Raw genomic sequence first — 23,281 nt, forward strand, 5'->3', positions numbered from 1 at the left:
AGACGAGGAAACACCCATGACGAACATCACCTACGTAGAGGCCTCTGGTCAAGCCACCACCGTGTCCCTGCCCGACGGCTGGAACCTCATGCAAGGCGCCATCGCCAACGGCATCGAGGGCATTCTGGGCGAGTGCGGCGGCTCTTGCGCCTGCGCCACCTGCCACTGCTACGTGGACGAAACCCGCTTGGGCGATCTGCCCCCGCCTTCGGAAAACGAGCTGGACATGCTGGCCAACGTGGCGGCCGAGCGCCGCCCCAACAGCCGCCTGGCCTGCCAGATCAAGGCGTCGCCGCTGCTGGAAGGGCTGATGCTGCAACTGCCCGAAACGCAGGAGTGATGCGGCCATGAACCCGGACGTCAGCGCAGACACCCCCACCCCCGAAAGCGTGGTGATCGTGGGCGCAGGCCAAGCCGGCGTCCAAACCGCCGAGGCCCTGCGCAGCGGCGGCTACACCGGCCCCATCACCCTGCTGGGCGACGAGCCGCATGGCCCCTACCACCGCCCGCCATTGTCCAAGGCCTGGCTGGCGAGCGAGATGGACGCCGCCCAGCTGGTGATGCGTACCCCCGAGATGCTGGCCCGCAAGGGCATAGACCTGCGCACCGGCGTGCGGGTGGTGGCCATTGACCGCGCCGCGCGCCAGCTGCAACTGGCCGATGGCAGCCCCCTGCCCTACGGCGCGCTGGTGCTGGCCACCGGCGCCACCCCGCGCGCGCTGTCCCTGCCGGGCGGCGATGCCCCCGGCGTGCTGGCCCTGCGCGGCAAGGACGATGCCTCGGCCATCGCCGAACGCATGGCCGCCTGTCTGGCGACGCAACGGCCGGTGGTGGTGATCGGCGGGGGCTTCATTGGCCTGGAGGTGGCCGCCACCGCCCGCAAGAAAGGGCTGACCGTGACCGTGCTGGAAGCCGCGCCGCGCCTGCTGGGCCGTGTGCTGGCGCCCATGCTGTCGGACTGGTATGCCGAGCTGCACCACAGCCACGGCGTGGAACTGGTGCTGGACGCGCGCATTGCCGCCATTGAAACGGCCCCCAGCGGCGAGGTAGCGGGTGTGCGCCTGGCCGATGGCACCTTGGTTCCTGCCGGGCTGGTGGTGGTAGGCATAGGCGTGCACGCCAACGACGGGTTGGCTCAGGCCGCCGGACTGGCGTGCGAACGCGGCATCGTGGTGGACGCCTGCGGCCGAACCAGCGACGCGCACATCTTTGCCGCTGGAGACTGCACCGCCCGCCGCTTGGCCGATGGCACGCTGCTGCGACTCGAATCGGTGCAGAACGCCACCGAACAGGGCAAGAGCGTGGCCGCTGCCGTGCTGGGGCAGGAACGCCCCTTCACCACCACACCATGGTTCTGGAGCGACCAGTACGACAAGAAGCTGCAGATGGCAGGCCTGTCCACTGGCGCAGACCGGTGGACGGTGCGTGGTGACCTGGCCAGCGGCAGCTTCAGCATCTACCACTTCCGGGGCGACAGGTTGCTGGCGGTGGACAGCGTGAACGCCGCCAGGGACCACCTGCTCGCACGCAAGCTGCTGGACGCGGGCGTGTCGCCCACGCCAGAACAGGCGGGAGATACCGCATTCGACCTGAGCAGCTTGCTGGTCAAGTAGTCGAGAACTCGACCAGCACCTCCCTCCTGCCTGTCATCAGACAAGGGTAAACAACCACCCCCCTAACGCGCGGCTGGCGACTTCCGGTTGCTCCACGGCACTCATGTGCCCGCAGTCTGGCACGATGGTGAACCGCGAGCCGGCTATGGCCTGCTGCATCTCCTGATGCGGGACCAGAGGCATCACTTCCAAGGCCACCCGTCCGCCCATGGAGTGGCCGGGCGGCATATCAGAGGCTCTCGGTATCGACTTCGCGGTTGCCTTGTTCGTTGTAGCGGCTGCCGGCCACCAAGCGGTCGTGCATGACCGTGTCCAGGTGCGCGAGCACCTCTGGTGACAGCTTCACGTCGGCTGCCGCCAGGTTCTCCAGCAGGTGCTCCACGCGGGTGGTGCCGGGAATGGGCAGAATGTCTGGCCCTTGATGCAGCAACCAGGCGATGGCCAGTTGGGCTGGGGTGCAGCCGACCTCGGCGGCCATGGCGTTGTAGGCTGGCAGCAGGGCTGCGTTCCTGGCGTAGTTGTCGGGCGCAAAACGCGGCATGTTCCGGCGGATGTCCTTGGCGTCGAAGGCGGTCACGTCCAGCGGGCCGCATAGGAAGCCACGGGCCAACGGGCTGAACGCCACAAAGCTCACCCCGAGTTCGCGGCAGGCCTGCAGCACCGCGATCTCGGGGTTGCGCGTCCACAGGGAATACTCGGTCTGCAAGGCCGCGATGGGGTGCACCGCGTGTGCCTTGCGCAGCGTGGTGGCCGACACTTCACTCAGGCCGATGCTGCGGATCTTGCCCTCGCGCACCAGGTCGGCCAAGGCACCCACGCTGTCCTCGATGGGCACCTGTTTGTCCCATCGGTGCAGGTAATACAGGTCGATGACATCGGTACGCAGGCGCTTCAATGCGGCTTCACAGGTGGCTTTGAGGGTGGCTGGGCGTCCGTCAATGACGCGCACCTTCACGCCCTGCTCGTTGGGCACGCCGGTCATGCCGCATTTGCTGGCCAGGGTGAAGCGGGAACGGTGCTGGCTCAGGAACTTGCCCACCAGGGTTTCACTGGCTCCAAAACCGTAGAGCGCGGCGGTGTCGAAATGGGTGACACCGTGATCCAGCGCCGTCAGCAGCACGCGTTGGGCCTGCTGCTCGGACACGGGTTGCCCATAGGCGTGGCAGATGTTCATGCAGCCCAAGCCGATGGCGCTGACAGTGAAGGGACCGAGTGCGCGTTGTTGCATGCCAACTCCCGTGTGATGAAAGAATCCCGACCTGCCCTGCAGGACGTGTCGCTGCGGGTGGGGGCCGGGGAAAGCGCGGTGCAGGCCGCGCCCGAGCCATCAATCGTTGATGAGCTGTTGTTCCAACTGGTGCAGCACCTGGTAGCACGGCAGGACCTGCGCTACGCTGGCGTTCGGCTCGCGGCCTTCGCGGATGGCAGCGAAGAACTCGCGGTCCTGCAGCTCGATGCCGTTCATGCTCACGTCCACATGCGACACGTCGATCTTCTCGTCTTTGCCGGTGAACAGGTCATCGTAGCGGGCGATATAGGTGGCGGTGTCGCCGATGTAGCGGAAGAAGGTGCCCAGCGGGCCGTCGTTGTTGAAGGACAGGCTCAGTGTGCAGATGGCGCCGTTGGCTGCCTTGAGCTGGATGCTCATGTCCATGGCGATGCCCAGCGTGGGGTGGATCGGGCCCTGAATGGCGTTGGCCTTGACGATCGGGCTGCCGGTCTGGTAGGCGAACAGGTCCACGGTATGCGCGGCGTGATGCCACAGCAGATGGTCGGTCCAGCTGCGGGGCTGACCCAGGGCGTTCATGTTGGTGCGGCGGAAGAAGTAGGTCTGCACATCCATCTGCTGGATGTTGAACTCGCCCGCTTGGATCTTCTTGTGGACAAACTGATGGCTGGGATTGAAGCGGCGGGTATGACCGCACATGGCCACCAGGCCGGTCTGCTTCTGCAAGGCCACCACCTCCTCACCTTCGGCGAGCACATCGCACAGCGGAATTTCCACCTGCACATGCTTGCCGGCTTGAAGGCAGGCTTTGGCCTGAGCCGCGTGCAACTGCGTGGGGGTGCAAAGAATGACGGCATCCACTTCCTTGATGGCCAAGCTGTCGGCCAGCTCGGTGGTCACGTGCTTGATGCCGTACTTGTCGGCCACTTCCTGGGTCTTGGCCAGATCGCGGCCGATCAGCGAGACGACTTCCACATCCGGAATGTTCTTGATGCCATCCAGGTGTTTGATGCCAAAAGCGCCGGCACCGGCAAGAGCGACTTTGAGTGTCATGGGGTTTCCTTGATGCGTGTTTGACGAAGCACGCGCGGTGATTCAGCGCGCGTTTTCCAGAATGAGGTGTCCCACCGCGGTGTTGCTGGCAGGCACATGGTAGAAACGGTGCTTGACGGTGGGCAGCGGGCCGATGACTTTGCCGTCGTTCACATCGGCCATGGCGCCGCGTGCAATCAGCCACATCACGAGTTCGATACCCTCACTGCCAGCCTCGCGCACGTATTCGATATGCGGCACGTTGGCACAAGCCACCGGGTCGTTGATCAGCAAATCCAGCCAGCGGTTGTCCCACTCACGGTTGATGAGGCCAGCGCGTGCACCCTGCAACTGGTGACTCATACCCCCCGTGCCCCAGATGTGCACGTTCAGGTCTTCGTCGAAGCTCTCGACCGCCTTGCGGATGGCCTGGCCCAGCGCGAAGCAGCGCCTGCCGGAGGGCACCGGGTACTGCACCACGTTGACCGCGAACGGGATGACCGGGCAAGGCCAGGCGTCCTTCGTTGGGTCCAGCTCGCCACACATCAGCGACAGCGGTACCGTCAGACCGTGGTCCACGTCCATCTTGTTGACGATGGTGAGGTCGAAGTCCTGCTGGATGACGCTCTGCGCGATGTGAGAAGCCAGTTCGGGGTGGCCGATGACCTTGGGCACAGGGCGTGGCCCCCAGCCCTCGTCGGCCGGTGCGAACTCGGCCGCCGTGCCAATGGCAAAGGTCGGGATCATCTCCAGGCTGAAGGCCGTGGCGTGGTCGTTGTAGACGAGAAAGATCACGTCGGGTTTGTGCTCCTTCATCCACTGCTTGGAGTATTCGTAACCCGCGAATAGGGGCTTCCAGTAGTCCTCGTGGGTTTTGTGCAGGTCGATGGCGGCGCCGATGGCCGGCACATGCGAGGTATAGACGGATGCGGTGATGCGTGCCATGTTCAAGCCTTTTTTCCTGCGGAGCCCTGGGGTTGGCGGTGGGGTTGTGCGTCGCCATCCTCACCGAGGTAGCGGTTGCCTTCGATCGAGCGGCCGCCGCGAATCATCATGTCGCGGTATTCCTGTTCGGTCATGCCGGTCATGGAGCCGGCCATTTGCTGGAAGCTCTTGCCGTCGGTGGCACCGAGCTTGGCCAGGAAATAGATGTTGCCACCCGTGCGCATGCACCAGTTGAGGTCGCGCGCCAGCACGGCCTGCTTCTGCTCTTCGGTCATGGGCCATTCGTCCAGGTAAGCCCGTTCATTGGCCTTGAAACGTTCACGGTTCTCTGCCTTCATGAGGCTCATGCAGAACTGGTTCAGCCAGTAGCCTTTGCGCGATTGCTCGGCATCAAAGATGATGGTGCCGGGTATGTCCTTGTAGGGTTTGTCCAAAGCCATGGGTCAGCCTTTCACTTCTTCGGGCCAGTACAGGCGCATCGGGTTGTCCACCAGCAGCTTCTTTTGCAGCTCGGGCGTGGGGGCGATGTGCGGGATGAAGTCCACCAGCAGGCCGTCGTCGGGCATGTGGTCCTTGAGGTTGGGGTGCGGCCAGTCGGTTCCCCACAGCACGCGGTTGGGGAACTCCTCGACCACTCTGCGGGCAAAGGGCACCACATCGCGGTAGGCAGCCTGTTCACCGTTCAATGCCTTGGGGCCGGTCACCGACAGGCGCTCAGGGCAGCTCACCTTGCTCCACACGTTCTCGTGCTCGCGCATGAGCTTGAGGAACAGCTCGAACTCCGGGCCGTCCACGGGCTTGGTCACGTCGGGGCGACCCATGTGGTCCACCACCACGGTGGTGGGCAGGCTGGTGAAGAAATCCCACAGTTCGGGCAGGTCCACCGCTTCGAAATAGACGACGACGTGCCAGCCCAACTGGCTGATACGGCCCGCGATTTCGATCAACTCGTCCTTGGGGGTGAAATCCACCAGGCGTTTGACGAAGTTGAAGCGCACGCCGCGCACGCCTGCGGCATGAAGCTGTTGGAGCGCTTCGTCGGTGACGCTGCGCTTGACGGTGGCCACGCCCCGCGCTCTCCCGTTCGACGACAGGCAGGCATCGACCATGGCGCGGTTGTCGGCACCGTGGCAGGTGGCTTGCACGATCACGTTGCGAGCAAAGCCGAGGTGATCGCGCAGTGCGAACAGATCGTGCTTGGAGGCATCACAAGGGGTGTACTTGCGCTCGGGGGCATAGGGAAATTCGGCGCCGGGGCCGAAGACGTGGCAGTGGGCGTCCACGGCACCTGCGGGCAGTTGGAATTTCGGCTTGCTGGGGCTGGTGGTCCAGTCGAGCCAGCCAGCGGTTTTGGTGAAGTCACCCGTGGTGGGTTTGGACATGGGTTCTTCCTTCCGATAGAGTGGTTTGAGCGTGTGGCGCGTGGCTCTCGTGGGTCATTGGCGTTGGCCCCGGCGACTGGGCAGGGGTGCGGGGTTCGCGCGATTTCCTGTCCGCAGGACAGCATGAGCGCGGGCCCCGCACCCCTGCCCTGCCGCCTGCATGTCGAAGCGCCCAAAATCTGGATGGGCCAGGTATGCCAACACGCAACGCAGCGACCGTGGGGATCCGCTGTGGGGCGCCATTCCGGCCCGCAGGGACGGCTAAGCCCCATGGCGGGCCCCCACGGTCGCCCCACACATCAAAGCGATCAACCCCCACATACCGGGGATCAATCCACATACCGCAACCCGGCAGCCGCCAACGGCTCCCGCATCTTGTACATGTCCAGCCCCAGCACGCCTGCAGCGAGCTGGTCGCGCTTGGCCCCCTCATTGGCCTCGCGCTTCAATGCCGCTTCCAGTGTTTGAGCCGCTAACGCCTTGGGCACACAGACCACGCCGTCGTCGTCGGCCACGATCACGTCACCCGGCGTCACGTAGGCACCCGCACAGACGATGGGAACGTTCACCGAACCCAGTGTGGCCTTGATGGTGCCCTTGGACGAAACGTAGCGGCTCCACACGGGGAACTTCATCTCGCGCAGGGTCTTGGTGTCGCGCACGCCGGCTTCGATGATGAGGCCGCGCGCCCCGCGTGCCATGAAGCTGGTGGCCAGCAGATCGCCGAAGTAGCCGTCACTGCAATCGGCCGTGACGGTGGCGACCACGATGTCGCCGGGTTGCACCTGTTCGGCGGCCACGTGCATCATCCAGTTGTCGCCGGGCTGCAGCAGTACGGTCACGGCCGTACCGGACACATTCACGTCCTGCTGGATGGGGCGCATGTAGGGCTTCATCAGGCCCACGCGGCCCATGGCCTCGTGCACGGTGGCGGAGCCCAGGGCAGCCAGTTGGTCGGTCACCTCGCGGTCGGCGCGGATGATGTTGCGATAAACCACACCCAATTCGTACATCGTGCTGTCCCTCGTTGATATCACAGACCCTTGGCCTTGAGAGCGGCATCCAGGCGCGGGAAAACACGGCGCGCATTGCCTTCGAACACCTTGAAACGCTCTTCCTCGGTCAGATGGGGCGTGGCCAACACGTAACGCTTGGTGTCGTCGTAGTGGTGGCCGGTTTCGGGGTCGATGCCGCGCACCGCGCCGATCATTTCGCTGGCAAACAGGATGTTGTCCACCGGGATCACCCTGGTCAGCAGGTCGATGCCCGGCTGGTGGTACACGCAGGTGTCGAAAAACACATTGCCCAGCAGGTGGTCCTTGAGCAGCGGCTTTTTCAGCTCCTGCGCCAGGCCCCGGTAACGGCCCCAGTGGTAAGGCACCGCGCCGCCGCCGTGCGGAATCAGGAATTTGAGCGTCGGGAAGTCCTTGAACAGGTCGCCCTGGATGAGCTGCATGAAGGCCGTGGTGTCGGCGTTGATGTAATGCGCACCCGTGGTGTGAAAACAGGCATTGCAACTGGTGGAGACGTGGATCATCGCGGGAATGTCGTACTCCACCATCTTTTCGTAGATGGGATACCAGTGGCGGTCGGTCAGCGGGGGGCTGGTCCAGTGGCCGCCGGAAGGGTCCGGGTTGAGGTTGATGCCGACAAAGCCATAGTCCTTGACGCACTTTTCCAGCTCGGGAATACAGGTGACCGGGTCCACGCCGGGGCTCTGCGGCAGCATGGCCGCGCCGATGAAGTGGTCGGGGAACAGCTGCGCCACGCGGGCACACAGTTCGTTGCAGATGGCCGCCCAGGTGGACGAGGTGTTGAAGTCGCCGATGTGGTGGGCCATGAAGCTGGCACGCGGACTGAAGATGGTCAGGTCGCTGCCACGCTCGCGCATCTTGGCGAGCTGGTTGGTTTCGATGGATTCACGAATCTCATCGTCGCTGATCTTCAACGCCTTGGGGTCGGCGACGACGGTCGGGTCCTTGAGGGCGGCAATCTGTAAATCGCGCCAGGCACCCAACGCCGCCGGGGCGGTGGTGTAGTGGCCGTGCACGTCGATGATGAGGGGTTTGCGCATGGGGATTCCTGTAGTGGGTATAAAGGGTGCTGGGTCAGGCCGGCTCCATGCCCTGACGGCGCTTGGCGTCTGCCGTCTCGGGGCCTGCCATGAAAGTGAGCAGTTCGCGCACCGCGTCAGGCTGCGTGGACGCCGTGGCCACCGCGCCGGCAAACACGGTGACGATCTCGCAGCCGGCCGGCAGGCCACCCAGCAGGGCGATACCAGGCACGTTCAACATCTCGCTGAGTTGCTGAAAGCCGAGTTCGACCTCGCCACTGGCCACCAGCGAGGCCACCGGCACGCCCGGCGGCGGGGTGACGAGGCGGGGCCGCAGTGTCTCCATCAGGCCCCAACGCTCGAACAAAGCCAGCAGGGCAACACCGCTGGGGCCGGTGGAGACGCTGAGCGAACGGGCCTGAAGCACGGCGTTGCGCAGGGTGGCTTCACTGGAAATGTCCGGGCGCTCGGCACCTTCACGCACCGCCACGGCCACGCCGGAACGCATCAGGTTGACACGGCTGTCCGGCAGCACGTGTCCGGCAGCGGCCAGCTTGTCCAGCGCATCGGCTGCCAGGAACACCGCATCGAACGCCTCACCGGCCTGCACGCGCCGAGCCGCATCGACCCCCCCCACCGACTCGATCACCACCTCCACCCCACAGCGCTGCCGGTACGCCTGCGCCAGTTCGGCCAGCACCTGCCGGGTGGCCATGGAGGATATGCCGGTGATCCGTTGGGAGGTCATGGGTAGCGAGGGGTCGAATGCCATCAAACAGCTGACATTGTGGCCAAGCGACGAATCGTCCACAAGGCAGTGGCCCGTCTATCAGCTATAAAGAATTGGCATTTCTCAAAACAGGCTATCTACAATTCCACCATGGACCTGAAACAGCTCGAGTATTTCGTCCGTGTCGCCGAGATGGGCAGCTTCACGCGGGCGGCAGCGGCTTTGCAGGTGGCGCAACCCGCGCTCAGCCGCCAGGTGCGGTTGCTGGAAGTGGAGTTGCGCCAGACGTTGCTGTTGCGCAATGGCCGAGGTGCCATCCCCACCGAGGCGGGCAAGTTGCTGCTGGATCATGGTCGAGGCATTCTCTACCAGGTGGAACGTGCCCGAGAAGAAATGGGCCGCGTCCGCGGCGCTCTGGCCGGTCGCGTGGCCATCGGGCTGCCGCCCACCCTGGCCCGCATGCTCACCGTGCCGCTCACGCGCGCTTTTCGGCGGCAGATGCCGCAGGCCCAGCTTTCGATCACGGAAGGACTCTCGGCAGGCATGGTGGAGGCCGTCGGGAACGGTCGACTGGACCTTGCCGTGCTCTACAACGCGCAGCCCATGGCCGAGATCGAGCTGCAGCCGCTGTTCGACGACTCCCTGGTGCTGGTGGAGGCCCGAACACCAGGGCTGCAGGAAGACCCGCCCCCGGCACCAGTGACCCTCGCCGAAGTGTCCAGGCGGCCGCTGGTCATTCCCAGCCGGCCAAACGCGGTGCGCATGCACATCGAAACCGAAATGGCCCAGCGCGGTTTGCGTCCGACCATCGCCCTGGAGATCGACGGCGTGGGGGCGATACTGGATCTGGTGGCCGAAGGCATGGGCTGCGCGGTGCTCTCGCCGCACGCCGTGGCGAGTACGGTGCGGCCGTCGGCCTATACGGTGCGGCCGATTGGCGATCCCCCGCTCGACATCCGCGTCTCGCTCGCCCTCAGCTCGCAGCGCCCCACCACGCTGACGCAGCAGGCCTCGATCGACCTCATCCGTCAGACCTGTCAAACCCTGCTGGGGGGCATCAGACCACAGGCCTGACTCAGCGCTTGTCGCGTCCGGCCAAGAGGCCATCCGCATAGGCCTGCCAGGGATCTCGCCGGCCATCGGCCGGGACATGACCGGCACGAGCCTGCGCGGCCATCCAGTCGTGCTTTTCGGCGGTTGCAGAGGCCATCCAGGGCTCGAAACCCGCCTCGCGCACCGTCTGGGCCACCTCGCGCATCTCCTCGGCTCGGCGCCGGCCGTGCTGCGCCACGCGGCTGAAGAAGTAGGCACCTTGCTGCGTCCAGTCGATCCCCGGAAAGGTTTCCTGCAAGGTCGCGATCATGGCATCCTCTACCCCGTAGTGACGGGCGGTGGTGTAGCTCTCGATCACCAAAGCCTCCAGCCCTTTGATCAGAATGCTGCGGCACATTTTCGTGGCCGAGGCCACGCCAATACGGCTGGAGACGACGCTGACGTCCATGCCCCAGCCCTGCAGCACGGTTGCCAGTTCTGCCGCACCGCTACCCCCGAGCAACATGGGCACACGGATGCCATAGGGCGGCACGGAAGTCATCACCCCTGCCTCGACGTAGCGCCCGCCCGCTCCGTCCACAACGGCTGCCGCACGCTGCTTGGTGCCGGGCGAAGCAGAATTCAAATCGAGCAACCATGTTCCGGGGCGTAACGCTGCCGCCACCTCCTCGGCCACGACACCGGTGTTGGATGCGGTGACCGCAGAGATCACCAGATCCGACCGTCGCACCAACTCCTGCACCGATGCACAGGCTTGCACCCCGTGCGCCATGGCGTGGGCACGAGCAGCCTCAGCGCTTTCAGGACGGGCGAACTTCAGGTCCCAGGCTCCCACCCAGGCCAAGCCCTGCGCCGCCAGCGCCTGGCCAAAGATACGCCCCACCTCGCCGTAACCGACGAGGCCGACACGCCAAGCCTGCTGTCCGTCCATCAGAGCCGCAGGGCAAACAGCGTGATGGCCGGGAACGCCACCAGGATCGCCGTGCGCACCAAATCGCTGACCACGAACGGCGTGACACCGCGATAGGTGTGCGTGATCGGGATGCCCTTGGCCATGTTGTTGATCACGAACAGGTTCATGCCCACCGGCGGCGTGATCAGCCCCACCTCCACCACGATCAGCACCAGAATGCCGAACCAGATCGCCGTCTCTTCAGGCGTCAGGCCGAAATCCAGCCCCATGATCATGGGAAAGAAGATCGGAATCGTCAGCAGGATCATGGACAGCGAGTCCATCACACACCCCAGCAACAGGTAGATCAGCAACACCGAAGCCAACACCAGCCAGGGGCTCATGCCCAGGTCCAACACCCATTGAGCCAACTCCTGCGGCAGTTGCGACAGCGCCAGGAAGGTGTTGTAGAGCCCGGCACCCAACACGATCATGAAGATCATGCCGGTGGCCAGTGCCGTACCGAGAATGGCATCGCTCAGGGTGCGGCGGTTGAGCCCGCCAGCGGCCCAGGCCGCGATGCCGGTGCCAAAGGCGCCAACGGCTGCGCCCTCGGTGGGCGTGAAGACGCCCGTGTAAATCCCCCCGACCACGGCCAGGAAGATCACGATCACCGGCCAAGTTTTGACGGTGGCTTTCCAGCGCTCGGCCATGGGCATGGGCGCCATCTTGCCGGCGCTGTCGGGCTTGACCCGCACATAGATGGCAATGACGATCATGTACCCAATGGCCGCCAGAATGCCGGGCACGAAGGCCGCCAAAAACAACTTGGCGATGTTTTGCTCGGTCAGGATGGCATAAATCACCAACACCACCGACGGAGGAATGAGGATGCCCAGCGTGCCGCCGGCGGCCAGACAGGCCGTGGACAGGGCGCCCGAGTAGCCGGCGCGCCTGAGCTCGGGCAGGGCCACCTGGCCCATGGTGGCGGCAGTGGCCAGCGACGAGCCGCAGATCGCTCCAAAACCCGCGCTGGCCCCCACCGCAGCCATGGCCACACCACCCTTGCGGTGCCCGATCCAGGCTTCAGCCGCCTTGAACAGCGCCTGCGACAAACCGCCCAGTGCCGCAAACTGCCCCATCAACAGAAACAGCGGGACCACCGACAGCGAGTAGTTGGAAAATGTGCTGTACGTGACCTGCTTGAGCTGGTTCAGGATGGGCAGCGGCGTGCCATAGATGAAGTACGCGCCCACCAGACCACACAGCGCCATGGCCAGACCGATCGGCACCCGAATGAAGATCAGCGCCAGCAGTACGGGGAACGACCAGGCGGCCAGTTCAATTCCGGACATGTCAATGTTCCTTTGCTTCTTCGACGGGCCAGCCGGCGGGATAAGACGCCAGGCCGAACATGATCAGGTTTTTCGCGATGTAGGCCAGGCAACCGATGACGGCACCGACCAAACACAGGGCATAGGCCCACCACACCGGTATCTGCAAGATGAAGGTGGACTCGAAATACATGCGTTTTTCCAGCATGCCGTCCCACAGGCGCCAGGTCAGCACCAGCCACAGCACCAGCATGAGGAAATCGCTGAACGCCAGCACCACTCGCTGGGCCCAGCGCGGCAGGTGTGAATAGAGGATGTCCACCGTCGCGTGCCCGCCGCGCAGGTAGGTCCAGGGCAGAAAGAAAAAGACGGCGATGGCCGTGCCCATCTCCACCAGCTCAAAGTCCCCTGGCACCGGCCCCAGACCCATGTCGATCAGCGCCCGCCCGCTGACACTGATCACGACCATCAGTGTGAGCAGCACCAGCAGGATGCCACCCACGATGGCCGACCACTTGGACAGTCGAAACACCCACGCAATCATGTTGCAGACCTCAATTGCAGAACAGGCAGGGTCGCCCCTGCCTGCGTTCACCCACCCGTTACGAGTGGACTCAAATATGAAAGTTTACTTTGCGCGGTGTTTGGCGATCAATGCCCGGGCCTCGGCGGCCAGTTTGGCTCCGTCGATGCCGCGACCACGCATCTCGTTGATCCAGTCGGCCTCGACCGCAGCCGCGGTTTCCAGGAAGCGGCGGGTTTCGGCTTCGCTCAGGGTAATGATGTTGTTGCCGGCTTTGCGGGCCTCTTCGTAGCCCACCTTGTCGCCCTCATCCATGGCGCGGCCAAAGGCGGCGGAAAGCTCCAAGCCCGAGTTGTTGTCGATCACCTTCTTGAGATCGTCCGGCAGGCGCTCGTAGCTGTTGCGGTTCATGGAGAACGCAAAGGCCATGTTGTAGAGCCCCTTGTCACCCGCGAAGCCGGTGTGGTTCTTCACGATTTCGGTGACCCTCAAACTCGGTGCCACCTCCCAAGGAATGGTGGTGCCGTCGATCACGCCGCGCGACAGCGCCTCGGTCACGGCGGGAACGGGCATGCCCACGGGAGTCGCGCCCAGCTTGACCAGCATGTTGTTGACGATGCGGGTGCCACCGCGAATCTTCATGCCGCGCAGACTCTCCAGACTCGTGATCGGGTTCTTGGTGTGGAACAAGCCCGGACCATGGGTATGCACGGCCAGGAGCTTGACATCACGGAACTCCTCGGCGGCGTGCTTTTGCACGAACTCCCAGGCCGCTTTGGAAGTGGCTTCTGCGGCGCCGGGCCCCGAAGGCGCGATGAAGGGAATTTCGAACACTTCGGTGCGAACGAAGCGATTGGGGGTGTAGCCCAGCACGGTCCAGGTGATGTCCACCACGCCATCCTTGGCCTGATCGTAGAGTTGCGGCGGGGTACCCCCCATCTGCATCGCCGGGAAGATCTGGACGCGCAGACGGCCCTTGGACTCTTCCTCGATCTTTTTCGCCCATGGGGTGATCGCGTTGGCCGGAATCGTGGCCTGCGGCGGCAGGAAGTGATGCAGGCGCAGGGTGACGGTCTGCGCCATGGCGCTGGCGGCGGTGAACGCCGCACACAGAACACCCAGGGTACGTAATTTCAACAGTTTCATGGATCAATTCCTTTCCATTTTCAACGGAGGCCATGCCTGCGATGACGGCAAGCCAGACACAATGTTATTTAATATAACAGTATGACGCCCAACAATGCATAGGGTAAACCCGATGCATGCCATGATCCCAGCAGCCGCTGGCAGCACCAGACTGTAGGCCAGTCTGGCCAACCTTCAAAGGCAGCAAGATCGCTATCTGATATAGCAACTCAGCATATCTGCCACACCAGAGTGCCAGCACATGAAAGCACCGCTCACATCCTGGCGGGAAGTACCATGCCCCAGCACTCACCAAAGCCGATGCGTGCAGCCCCCGGCTTCTCGCACCAACCGCGCAGCACCACGGCATCGCCGTCGAGCAGGAAGGTGCGACTCTCGCCATTGGGCAGTTGGAGCGGCTGCTTGCCACCCTGGGTGAGCTCGATCAGCGCGGCCGCTTGATCCAGCGTGGGACCGGACAGCGTGCCGCTGCCGAGCAGGTCCCCGGGCTGGAGGTTGCAGCCGTTGACGGTGTGATGCGCCACCATCTGCGCCACCGTCCAGTAGGCGTGACGGTAACTGGTGGCGCTGATGCGGGTCTCACGCAGGCCGGCTTCGCGCATGGCCTGGGTTTGCAGCCCCACTTCCAACTGGATGTCGATGGCGCCCGCGCTGCGGTTGGCCGGCGAGTCCAGGTACGGCAGGGGTTGCGGGTCGTCGGCCGGGCGCTCGACCGCCGTTCGGTACGGGGCCAACGCCTCCAGTGTCACCACCCAGGGGGAGACGGTGGTTGCGAAATTCTTGGACAGGAAAGGGCCCAGCGGCTGGTACTCCCAGCCCTGGATGTCACGGGCAGACCAATCGTTGAGCAGGCAGATGCCGAACACATGCCGCTCGGCTTCGGTGATGGCGATCGGGTCGCCCAGGGTGTTGCCGGTGCCGATGAACACACCCAGTTCCAGCTCGATGTCCATGCGCTGGCTGGCCCCCAGCACGGGCGCGTCGGCATCGGGTTGTTTGAGCTGGCCTTTCGGTCGGTGGAAAGGGGTGCCTGAAATGACGATGCTGGAAGCACGCCCGTGGTAACCGATGGGTACCCACTTGTAATTGGGCAGCAGCGGGTTGTCGGGCCGAAACTGCTTGCCGATATTCGTGGCGTGATAGACCGAGGTATAAAAATCGGTGTAGTCGCCGATGCGGGCAGGCAGGTCGTATTCGGCTTCGGCCTGCGGCACCAGACACGCCTGCAAAGCCGCCTGCTGGGGACTGCCTTGACGCAGTGCCCGCGACAGCGCCAGACGCAGCGCCGACCAGGCCCCCTGCCCCAGCGCCATCAAGGCATTGAGCTTGTCCTGGGCCCCGGCCTGGGCGGCCTGAGCGGCTTCACCGGAGAACACACCGGCGTGGGCCACGGCGGCCAGATCGACGATCTGGTCGCCGATCGCCACGCCACCGCGCCAGGACTCGGCGGCACCTCGGCGACGGAACACCGCGAAAGGCAGGTTTTGCAGGGGGAAGTCCGTGCCCTCCTGGTTGGCCGTGGCCACCCAGCTGCGCAGCGCCGGATCATGGGTTTCGTTGAGAGGTGTCATGCGCGGATCAGACAGGAGAGGCGAGCGTGTTGTCACGCGCCAAGGCAATGGCCTCGCGCAACACCTCACGGTCACCGATGTGGTTGCACAGGATCAGCACCAGCTTGGCCAGCATCATGTCGGCCTGCTCGTCGCTCAGGTCACGCTGGGCGTTGATCAGTTCGGCATAGAAAACGTCCTGATCGGGAATGTTGGGCTCACGGTTGAGTGCCATGGTCAGTCTCACTCCTGTTCATTGCAGTTTGAGGGCGCGACGCATGGCGGTCTGCACCTGCGCTGCGTCGAACCGGCGCCAGCGTGCGGCCACGTGCTGGTCGGGACGGATCAGGTACACGGTGCCGCGCTGACCATGGTAGCGTTGCGTCAGCACACCCTTGGAGTCGATGATGTCTCGCCCCACCTCCAGCACCTGGGCGGTGATGTTGCCAACGGTCACGGGTTGCGCGGGGCCGAAACTCAGCAGCACAAAGCCTCGACCCAGTTGTTCCAGCAACCAGGCACTGCGGCCGTCGCGCTCGATGGGGGCGTCGGCGCAGTTGGTGCCAGGCAGCATCTTGCCGGCAAACACGTCGCTGTCGGGCGTGTTGAGCGATGAGGCCAAGTAAGGTGTGGGCGTAGACAGGCGACCGCTGTTGACCAACGGGCGGGCGAACGGCTCGGTACGGGCCAGTTCCAGTACCGCGTTGCGCAAGCGCAGCGAGGTGCGGCTCTTGGGCGTGATGAAGTCGGTCGCGCGGGTGGAGTGGCCGATGTTGTCGTCGGCCGCATAGGCGCGCTCTTCGTGGTAGGTGTCGAGCAGGGCCAGGGGGGCATCGCCATCGAGCACGGCCTTGAGTTTCCAGCTCAGGTTGTCGCAGTCCTGGATGCCGGTGTTGGCACCGCGCGCGCCGAAGGGCGAGACCTGGTGTGCGGCATCCCCGGTGAAGATGACGCGGCCGTGGCGGAACTGGTCGATGCGGCGGCAGGCGAACTGGTATACCGACACCCATTCGAGTTCGAATTCCACGTCCTTGCCCAGCATGGCCTGGATGCGGGGAATCACCTTCTCGGGTTTTTTCTCCTCCACCGGGTCGGCGTTCCAGCCGAGCTGGAAGTCGATGCGCCAGACGTTGTCGGCCTGTTTGTGCAGCAGCACGCTCTGCCCCCGATGGAAGGGGGGATCGAACCAGAACCAGCGCTCGGTCGGGAAGTCGGCCTTCATGACCACGTCGGCGATCAGGAAGCGGTCCTGGAAGAACTGGCCGGTGAAGTCGGCGCCGATCATGCGGCGCGTGTCGCTGTGGGCGCCGTCGGCGGCGATGATCCACTGGGCTTCCATCTTGAAGATGCCGTCCGGCGTCTCCACGGTGAGCGTAGCGAAGTCGTCGGCCTGCTCGACGGCCAATACCTTGTGCTTCCAGCGCACGTCCACCAACGGGGATTCGTCGCAGGCTTTGACCAGACGCTCTTCCAGATGGTACTGCTGGTAGTTGATCATGGCCGGCATTTTGTGATCGTCTTCCGGCAGCAGGTCGAAGGTGTAGGCCAGTTCGTCGCGGAAAAAGACCTTGCCTACTTTCCACTGCACGCCCTTGGCGGCAAACTCCTCGCCCAAGCCCAGGCGGTCCCAGATCTCCAGCGGGCGCTTGGCGTAGCACACCGCGCGTGAGCCGATGCTCACGGTGTTGTTGTCGTCCAGGATGACGGCGGGCACACCGCGGTAAGCCAAGTCCAGCGCCTGCGTCAGACCAACGGGGCCGGCACCGATGATGACCACCGGGTGACGCTTGAGCGTCCCTGTGCGCTGCTCTTCGCTCTGCCGGTAGGCGTATTCGGGGTAGGTGTAGGTCTTGAGCATGGTGTTTTTCAGCAGAAAGAGGGCAAACGGTTCAGTCCAGTGCCTTGAACTCGTGCTCGTGCATCCAGGCGGCGTGCTTGGGCGCGCGCTTGGTCTGGGCCCATTCGTTGAGCATGTCCCACTTCACTTCGTCGAGCTGCTTGTACATCTCGGGCGTGCCCACGTCGGCCGCCAACTCGAGGCGGTGGCCATTGGGGTCGAAAAAGTAGATGCTCTTGAAGATGGTGTGATCGGTCGGGCCGATGACCTCGATGCCACTGGCCTGCAGCTTGGCTTTGATGGCCTCCAGTGTCTCCAGACTGTCCACCTTGAAGGCGATGTGCTGCACCCAGGCCGGGGTGTTGGTGTCGCGCCCCATCTCGGGCGAATTGGGCAACTCGAAGAAGGCCAACACATTGCCTTGCCCGGCGTCCAGGAACACGTGCATATACGGGTCCGGCTCCTTGGTGGAGGGCACCTGGTCTTCGGCGATGGCCAGCACGAAGTCCATGTTCAGGTGCTTGACGTACCACTCGACGGTTTCTTTGGCGTCCTTGCAGCGGTAGGCAACGTGGTGAATGCGATCGATTTTCATGGTCGTCTCCTGGGTGATCAACCTTCGAGGGCTTCCCACATCTGGCGGTCGCGCTCAGCGGTCCAGATGCGGGGATCGGGGTAACCCGTGGCTTCGTCGTAGGCACGGGTCACGTCGAACGGCATGCAGTGATTGAAAATCACCCAGTTGCCGTATTTGGGTTGCAGTTTGGCGAAGGTCTCTTCGTACACTTTGCGCAGGTCAAGCCCGGCATCGGCGCCGGCTTTCACGCTGGCCCACAGGTCGCTGATGAAGGCGCGCGTGACTTCCAGCCCCTTTTGCACCTGCGCTTCGCCGCGCAGCGCCGGACCACGGCCGGGCACCAAGGCCAGCGGCTTGAGCTTGGCGATGTTGTCTAGCGTCTGCGGCCAGTCCTGGAAGTAGGCATCCCCGGCGTAGGGGGTGGCGTCGAATTCGACCAGGTCACCCGCCAGCAGCGTGCGCTCCTGCGGCAGCCACACCACGGTGTCACCCTTGGTGTGGCCTCGGCCCAATTGCAGCAATTGCACTTCCAGCTTGCCCAGCCACAGGGTCATTTTGCCGGTGAAGGTCATGGTTGGCCAGGTCAGGCCTTCGGGCACGGTCTCCAGGTTGCGGAACAGGCGCGGGAAGCGCCCGATCTCGCTGGCCTTGTCTTGCTCGCCACGCTCCACGATCAGATCGTAGGTGTCCTGGCTGGCCAGAATCTGCTGCGGCTGGTAGGCGCTGGCGCCCAATACGCGCACGGCGTGGTAGTGGGTGAGCACCACATACTTGATGGGCTTGTCGGTGACTTGGCGAATGCGGCGGATCACATCGGCGGCCATGGCAGGCGTGGCCTGAGTGTCGGCCACCAGCACGGCATCGTCACCAATGATGACGCCGGTGTTCGGGTCACCCTCGGCCGTGTAGGCCCAGGCGTGTTCAGAAATCTGTTCGAAGGTGACCTTCTTTTCTTCGAGGTCGGCCGCGGAGGCAAACGTTTTGGCGCTCATGAGCAATCACTCCTAAAATTCAACATTAACGAATCGATTCGCTATTGATCAATGACGCAATCTTACCTTGAAATTCACCATTGACAAATAGATTTGTTTAGGTGAAAACCCGAACCCTGCTCCGACATCGGCCGGGGCAGAGTGACAATCTACGCATGAACACCATGAAACACAACCCGCAACCGGAAGCGATGGAGGAGCCGGAGGAGCGCACGTCACGCGGCATACAAAGCGTGGAGGTGGGCGGTCAGTTGCTCAAGGCACTGGCCCACACCGGCCGGCGCATGGCACTGAAAGACTTGGCGCGAGCCGCCGACATGACGCCGGCCAAGGCCCACCCCTATCTGGTGAGCTTCGGCAAGCTGGGGCTGATCGAACAGGACCCTGTCAGTGGCCACTACGGGCTGGGCCCACTGGCCATGCAACTCGGGCTGATCAGCCTGCAGCAAGTGGACCCGGTGCGTCTCGCGATCGCTGAGCTGCCAGGGTTGGCGCAGCGCGTCGGCTGCACCGTCTCTGCCGCCGTGTGGGGCGCGCAGGGACCGGTCATCATCCGCGTGGAAGAAGGCCCCACCCCTGTTCACGTGGCCATGCGGCATGGGATTCCGGCCTCGCTGCGGCACACCGGCACGGGCAAGATTTTTGCCGCCTACCGGGCACGGCCTGAAGTGGCGCAAGCGCTGGAGCGCGAAGGTTTGGCCGGTGAGCTCGACGACCCTGCCTTCGCCGCCGAACTCGACGAGATCCGCGCCACGGGCATCACCCAGGTGCGTGACGAACTGCTGCCGGGCATCAGCGCCATGGCCGTGCCGGTGTTCGACGGCTTTGGTCGGCTGGTGCTGGCCATCGCCGCTATCGGACCGAGCAAGATGTTGGACCTGAGGCCCGGCGGCCCCCAAGCCCAAGCCCTGCGCGACGTGGCAACGAGCCTGTCCCAGCGGCTGGGCGCACACCATCGATGAATCGCTCGCATCCCATGACCACACTCCCCGACCAGTCCACACCTCCCGTGCTCACCATCAAGGATGGCGTGGCCACCCTGTGGATCAACCGCCCGGACAAACGCAACCGCCTGCAGCCCGAAGACCTGCACGAGCTCATCGCCCACTGCCAGCGCATCGATGCCGACCCCTCGGTGCGCGTAGCGGTACTCACCGCCAACACCGCCGGGCAGCCGCGCCCGGTGTTCTGCGCCGGGTACGATGTGGGCGGTTTCGAGGGCGACAGCCAGGACACCCAGCTGTTCGAGCAAACCGTGGAAGCTTTGGCCGGCCTGCGCCCGGTGCTGATCGGCGCGCTCAACGGCAGCGTCTATGGCGGCGCCACCGACATGGCGCTGGCCTGCGACCTGCGCGTAGGCCTGAGCGGCAGCGAATTCCGCATGCCCGCTGCGGCACTGGGCCTGCACTACTACCCCAGCGGGCTGCGCCGCTACGTGGCCAACTTCGGGGTCAACGCCGCCCGCCGCGCCTTCCTGACGGCGCGCCCCTTGCCGGTGGAGGAGCTGCTGCAACTGGGTGTGCTCATGGAGGTGGCCGATACCGAGCACTTCGTGCCGACCGTGGCGGCGCTGGTGGCCGATGTGTCGCGGCTGGCACCACTGGCCGCGCAGGCCACCAAACGCTCACTCAGCGAAATCGCCAACGGCCTGTACGACGCCGACAAACTGGGCCAGCGTCAGGCCATGACCCTGCGAAGCCAGGACTTCGCCGAAGGGCGCCAGGCCTTTGCCGAACGCCGGGCGCCGGTGTTTCACGGCCGCTGACCCCACGACATGCCGCTCAGACCGGATCCAGGCCCAGCAAACGCACCGCGTTGCCCTTCAGGATGCCGGGCATCACCTCGGGCCTGAAACCCGCCACCTCGAAGTCCTTCATCCAGCGCTCGGGGGTGATGAGTGGGAAATCGCTGCCGAACAGCACCCGGTCCTTCAGCAGGGTGTTGGCGTACTGAATGAGTTGCTTGGGGAAGTACTTCGGGCTCCAGCCGCTCAGGTCTATCCACACATTGGGCTTGTGCATGGCCACGGAAAGCGCCTCGTCCTGCCAGGGGAAGCTCGGGTGCGCCATCACGATCTGCATGTCGGGCCAGTCGATGGCCACGTCGTCCAGGTGCATGGGGTTGGAGTATTCCAGCCGCAACCCACCCCCACAGCGCATGCCACTGCCGATGCCGCTGTGCCCCGTGTGGAAGATCGCCGGCAGCTTGTAATGGTTGATCACCTCGTAGATCGGCCAGGCCATCTTGTCGTAGGGGTGGTAGCCCTGCACCGTGGGGTGAAACTTGAAGCCCCTGATGCCTTCTTCTTTGATCAGCCGTTCGGCCTCGCGTGCCCCCATCTTGCCCTTGTGCGGATCGACGCTCGCAAACGCGATCATCATGTCGCTGTTCTCACGAGCAGCCTGAGCGATTTCCTCGTTGGGGATGCGCCGGCGCCCCAGCTTGGATTCGCTGTCCACCGTGAACATGACCAGACCGATCTTGCGCTCCCGGTAGTAGGCGATCGTCTCGGCGATGGTGGGCCGGCGGTCACTGCCGAAGTAGCGGTCGGCGGCACGGTCGTATTCCTCGCCGTAGTTGTCGAACGGGTTCCAGCAGCTCACCTCGGCATGGGTGTGGATGTCGATGGCGATCAGGTCTTGATGTTTCATGGGTATCTTTCAGCTCACAGGTGTCGTCACGGGCCCATACGTTCAATACGGCAGCGTCTTGGAGGTCAGCAACCGCTCGACAAATCGGCGGCGTGCAACCTTGTCGTCCTCGCTGCCTTGGGCGCGGAACAGAGATTCGGCCTGCATGTAGGCATAGAGCACAAAGGCCCGGTGTCGGCTCTGGGGCTCAGCAAAGCCCAACTCGCGAAAGGTGCTCTGGATGTAGCGCAGACGCAAGGCGTCCACTTCGTCCACCACGGCCCGGGCCATGTCGTCACGACGGGCCCAGGCCCGGATCGCCAGCTCCACGGCCCCGCCGCGCTGCGCCGACACCCCGTGAAACGGCAACTCCGTCAGCTCGCGAATCACCGTGCGTGCATCGCCTGAGCGGGCACCGTGTGCCGCAATCACCTGTTCCGTCTGCACCTGTTTCCAGCTTTGCAAAAGACGCTGCAGCAAATCCTCCCGATCGGCGAAGTGCCAGTAAAAGCTCCCCCGGGTCACGCCCAATAGGCGCGCCAGTGCATCCACTCTGACCCCATCGATGCTTTTGTCGACCAGCAGATCGGCGGCACCACGCAGCCAATCCTGCGGCGTCAGCTTGGCATCCTTGGAGCGAGCGGCGCTTTTCCCGGTAGGGGCTGAGGCAAAGACGGGAGATGAGGCATTCATGGTGCCACCCATGATAGTTGCCTCACGGCTCGGCCGAAGCCTCTGTTTCCGACCCAGACACCTGGTGTTAACCCGGATGCACGGACCGGGTGAAGATGGGTACATTCTCGAAAACATACAGATATGTATTGAAATCAAATCACCTGTCTTCGCTGCGTGTACTGTTCACCAGCGATTGCTTTTTTGGATTTTTTTGATTATATTTTATAACTTTATGAATCCATTCATCAGGAGCCAAACCTTATGCGCCCTCGCCCCACCCCCTCTGCCACCGACGCTGTGCAGCTCACGATGCAAGGCCCGGTCGCCGTCATCCGCCTGTGCCGTCCGGGCAAGCGCAACGCCCTGAGCGACGGCCTCATCCTCGCCATCCGCGACACCTTCCAGAACCTGCCCGCCGAGGCGCGAGCCGCCGTCATCCACGGCGAAGGCGAGCACTTCTGCGCCGGGCTGGACCTGTCGGAACTGCAGGAACGGGATGCGGGCGAAGGCGTACACCACTCTCGCATGTGGCACAACGCCTTGGATCAGGTGCAACACGGCGCGGTCCCGGTGATTGCCGCCCTGCACGGCGCGGTCGTGGGCGGCGGGCTGGAGCTGGCCAGCGCCTGCCACATCCGCGTGGCCGACGAGACCACCTTCTTCGCGCTGCCCGAAGGCACGCGCGGGATCTTCGTGGGCGGTGGCGGTGCGGTGCGCATCCCCAAGCTCATCGGTGCTGCCCGCATGACCGACATGATGCTGACCGGTCGCGTCTATGACGCCGTGGATGGCGAACGCATCGGCCTGGCGCAATACCTGGTGCCCAAGGGCACCGCGCTGGACAAGGCGCTGGAACTGGCCCAGCGCATAGCCAGCAATGCGCCGCTCACCAACTACGCGCTCATGCACGCGCTGCCGCGCATTGCCGAACAGCCGGCCGACCACGGCTTCTTCACCGAAGCGCTGATGGCCTCCATCGCCCAGGCCGCACCGGAAGCGAAAGAACGCGTGCGCGCCTTCCTGGAAGGCAAGGCCGCCAAGGTGCAAAAAGGCTGATACCCCACCCGACCCGCCCTAGCAGGAGACAAG

The 23,281-nt window shown here is 64.1% G+C and carries 25 protein-coding genes; 6 read left to right on the plus strand and 19 right to left on the minus strand.

Annotated elements, in window-relative coordinates; translation table 11 throughout:
- Positions 1–16: 16 nt before the first annotated feature.
- Both HZS63_RS06130 and HZS63_RS06135 read left to right on the plus strand, forming a co-directional pair.
- Positions 17–340, plus strand: a complete 324-nt coding sequence (locus tag HZS63_RS06130; RefSeq protein WP_180683179.1) for a 2Fe-2S iron-sulfur cluster-binding protein — start codon at positions 17–19, stop codon at positions 338–340.
- A 7-nt stretch (positions 341–347) separates the two neighbouring features.
- Positions 348–1,613 (plus strand): NAD(P)/FAD-dependent oxidoreductase, encoded by a 1,266-nt coding sequence (locus HZS63_RS06135; RefSeq protein WP_180683180.1) that lies wholly within the window; start codon positions 348–350, stop codon positions 1,611–1,613.
- Between the two features lie 229 nt (positions 1,614–1,842).
- On the opposite strand, the gene HZS63_RS06140 is transcribed toward HZS63_RS06135, so the two are convergent.
- From HZS63_RS06140 to HZS63_RS06175, 8 genes are all read right to left on the minus strand, one after another.
- Complete coding sequence (locus tag HZS63_RS06140) at positions 1,843–2,841, minus strand: aldo/keto reductase (RefSeq protein ID WP_180683181.1); 999 nt, start codon at positions 2,839–2,841, stop codon at positions 1,843–1,845.
- Between the two features lie 99 nt (positions 2,842–2,940).
- Positions 2,941–3,894 (minus strand): Gfo/Idh/MocA family oxidoreductase, encoded by a 954-nt coding sequence (locus HZS63_RS06145; RefSeq protein ID WP_180683182.1) that lies wholly within the window; start codon positions 3,892–3,894, stop codon positions 2,941–2,943.
- Positions 3,895–3,936: 42 nt separating this feature from the next.
- Positions 3,937–4,818, minus strand: a complete 882-nt coding sequence (locus HZS63_RS06150) for a class III extradiol dioxygenase subunit beta (RefSeq protein WP_180683183.1) — start codon at positions 4,816–4,818, stop codon at positions 3,937–3,939.
- Between the two features lie 2 nt (positions 4,819–4,820).
- A complete protein-coding gene (ligA, locus tag HZS63_RS06155) occupies positions 4,821–5,258 on the minus strand; it encodes a protocatechuate 4,5-dioxygenase subunit alpha (RefSeq protein ID WP_180683184.1) in 438 nt (145 codons plus the stop codon).
- A gap of 3 nt (positions 5,259–5,261) precedes the next feature.
- Entirely contained in the window at positions 5,262–6,200 is a 939-nt protein-coding gene (locus HZS63_RS06160; protein ID WP_180683185.1) for an amidohydrolase family protein, read from the minus strand.
- Between the two features lie 329 nt (positions 6,201–6,529).
- A complete protein-coding gene (gene ligK, locus HZS63_RS06165) occupies positions 6,530–7,213 on the minus strand; it encodes a 4-carboxy-4-hydroxy-2-oxoadipate aldolase/oxaloacetate decarboxylase (protein WP_180683186.1) in 684 nt (227 codons plus the stop codon).
- Between the two features lie 20 nt (positions 7,214–7,233).
- Complete coding sequence (locus tag HZS63_RS06170) at positions 7,234–8,274, minus strand: amidohydrolase family protein (RefSeq protein WP_180683187.1); 1,041 nt, start codon at positions 8,272–8,274, stop codon at positions 7,234–7,236.
- Positions 8,275–8,308: 34 nt separating this feature from the next.
- Positions 8,309–9,001 (minus strand): substrate-binding domain-containing protein, encoded by a 693-nt coding sequence (locus HZS63_RS06175; protein WP_246316202.1) that lies wholly within the window; start codon positions 8,999–9,001, stop codon positions 8,309–8,311.
- A 132-nt stretch (positions 9,002–9,133) separates the two neighbouring features.
- Between HZS63_RS06175 and HZS63_RS06180 the strand changes: the two genes are divergently transcribed.
- A complete protein-coding gene (locus HZS63_RS06180; RefSeq protein ID WP_180683188.1) occupies positions 9,134–10,057 on the plus strand; it encodes a LysR substrate-binding domain-containing protein in 924 nt (307 codons plus the stop codon).
- Between the two features lies 1 nt (position 10,058).
- Here HZS63_RS06180 and HZS63_RS06185 read toward each other — a convergent pair whose 3' ends face one another.
- The 9 genes from HZS63_RS06185 to HZS63_RS06225 form a co-directional block, all read right to left on the minus strand.
- Positions 10,059–10,967 (minus strand): NAD(P)-dependent oxidoreductase, encoded by a 909-nt coding sequence (locus HZS63_RS06185; RefSeq protein ID WP_180683189.1) that lies wholly within the window; start codon positions 10,965–10,967, stop codon positions 10,059–10,061.
- Positions 10,967–12,283 carry a TRAP transporter large permease gene (locus tag HZS63_RS06190; RefSeq protein ID WP_180683190.1) on the minus strand — a complete coding sequence of 439 codons (1,317 nt, stop codon included), beginning with the start codon at positions 12,281–12,283 and terminating at the stop codon, positions 10,967–10,969. The genes HZS63_RS06185 and HZS63_RS06190 overlap by 1 nt, the downstream gene beginning before the upstream one ends.
- Position 12,284: 1 nt before the next feature.
- Positions 12,285–12,806 (minus strand): TRAP transporter small permease, encoded by a 522-nt coding sequence (locus HZS63_RS06195; RefSeq protein ID WP_180683191.1) that lies wholly within the window; start codon positions 12,804–12,806, stop codon positions 12,285–12,287.
- Between the two features lie 84 nt (positions 12,807–12,890).
- Positions 12,891–13,931: a TRAP transporter substrate-binding protein gene (locus HZS63_RS06200; RefSeq protein ID WP_180683192.1), complete on the minus strand. Its 1,041-nt coding sequence runs from the start codon at positions 13,929–13,931 to the stop codon at positions 12,891–12,893.
- 254 nt (positions 13,932–14,185) lie between these two features.
- Entirely contained in the window at positions 14,186–15,502 is a 1,317-nt protein-coding gene (gene fahA, locus HZS63_RS06205; protein WP_180683193.1) for a fumarylacetoacetase, read from the minus strand.
- A 7-nt stretch (positions 15,503–15,509) separates the two neighbouring features.
- Entirely contained in the window at positions 15,510–15,716 is a 207-nt protein-coding gene (locus tag HZS63_RS06210) for a DUF2783 domain-containing protein (RefSeq protein WP_180683194.1), read from the minus strand.
- An 18-nt stretch (positions 15,717–15,734) separates the two neighbouring features.
- Positions 15,735–17,339 (minus strand): FAD-dependent oxidoreductase, encoded by a 1,605-nt coding sequence (locus HZS63_RS06215; protein ID WP_180683195.1) that lies wholly within the window; start codon positions 17,337–17,339, stop codon positions 15,735–15,737.
- Between the two features lie 31 nt (positions 17,340–17,370).
- The gene (locus tag HZS63_RS06220) at positions 17,371–17,913 is read right to left on the minus strand and encodes a VOC family protein (RefSeq protein ID WP_180683196.1); all 543 of its coding nucleotides are present in this window, start codon (positions 17,911–17,913) and stop codon (positions 17,371–17,373) included.
- A 17-nt stretch (positions 17,914–17,930) separates the two neighbouring features.
- The gene (locus HZS63_RS06225; protein ID WP_180683197.1) at positions 17,931–18,887 is read right to left on the minus strand and encodes an MBL fold metallo-hydrolase; all 957 of its coding nucleotides are present in this window, start codon (positions 18,885–18,887) and stop codon (positions 17,931–17,933) included.
- A 155-nt stretch (positions 18,888–19,042) separates the two neighbouring features.
- On the opposite strand from HZS63_RS06225, the gene HZS63_RS06230 reads away from it, so the two are divergent.
- Positions 19,043–19,849 (plus strand): IclR family transcriptional regulator, encoded by an 807-nt coding sequence (locus HZS63_RS06230; RefSeq protein WP_425505919.1) that lies wholly within the window; start codon positions 19,043–19,045, stop codon positions 19,847–19,849.
- Between the two features lie 14 nt (positions 19,850–19,863).
- A complete protein-coding gene (locus HZS63_RS06235; protein WP_180683198.1) occupies positions 19,864–20,652 on the plus strand; it encodes an enoyl-CoA hydratase/isomerase family protein in 789 nt (262 codons plus the stop codon).
- A gap of 16 nt (positions 20,653–20,668) precedes the next feature.
- On the opposite strand, the gene HZS63_RS06240 is transcribed toward HZS63_RS06235, so the two are convergent.
- Positions 20,669–21,538: an amidohydrolase family protein gene (locus HZS63_RS06240; protein WP_180683199.1), complete on the minus strand. Its 870-nt coding sequence runs from the start codon at positions 21,536–21,538 to the stop codon at positions 20,669–20,671.
- Between the two features lie 42 nt (positions 21,539–21,580).
- Entirely contained in the window at positions 21,581–22,210 is a 630-nt protein-coding gene (locus HZS63_RS06245; protein ID WP_180683200.1) for a TetR/AcrR family transcriptional regulator, read from the minus strand.
- Positions 22,211–22,453: 243 nt separating this feature from the next.
- Between HZS63_RS06245 and HZS63_RS06250 the strand changes: the two genes are divergently transcribed.
- Positions 22,454–23,248 carry a crotonase/enoyl-CoA hydratase family protein gene (locus HZS63_RS06250; protein WP_180683201.1) on the plus strand — a complete coding sequence of 265 codons (795 nt, stop codon included), beginning with the start codon at positions 22,454–22,456 and terminating at the stop codon, positions 23,246–23,248.
- The last annotated feature ends 33 nt before the right edge of the window (positions 23,249–23,281 follow it).

The sequence above is a fragment of the Tepidicella baoligensis genome (genome assembly GCF_013432195.1).
In the GTDB taxonomy this organism is placed as follows: domain Bacteria; phylum Pseudomonadota; class Gammaproteobacteria; order Burkholderiales; family Burkholderiaceae_C; genus Tepidicella; species Tepidicella baoligensis.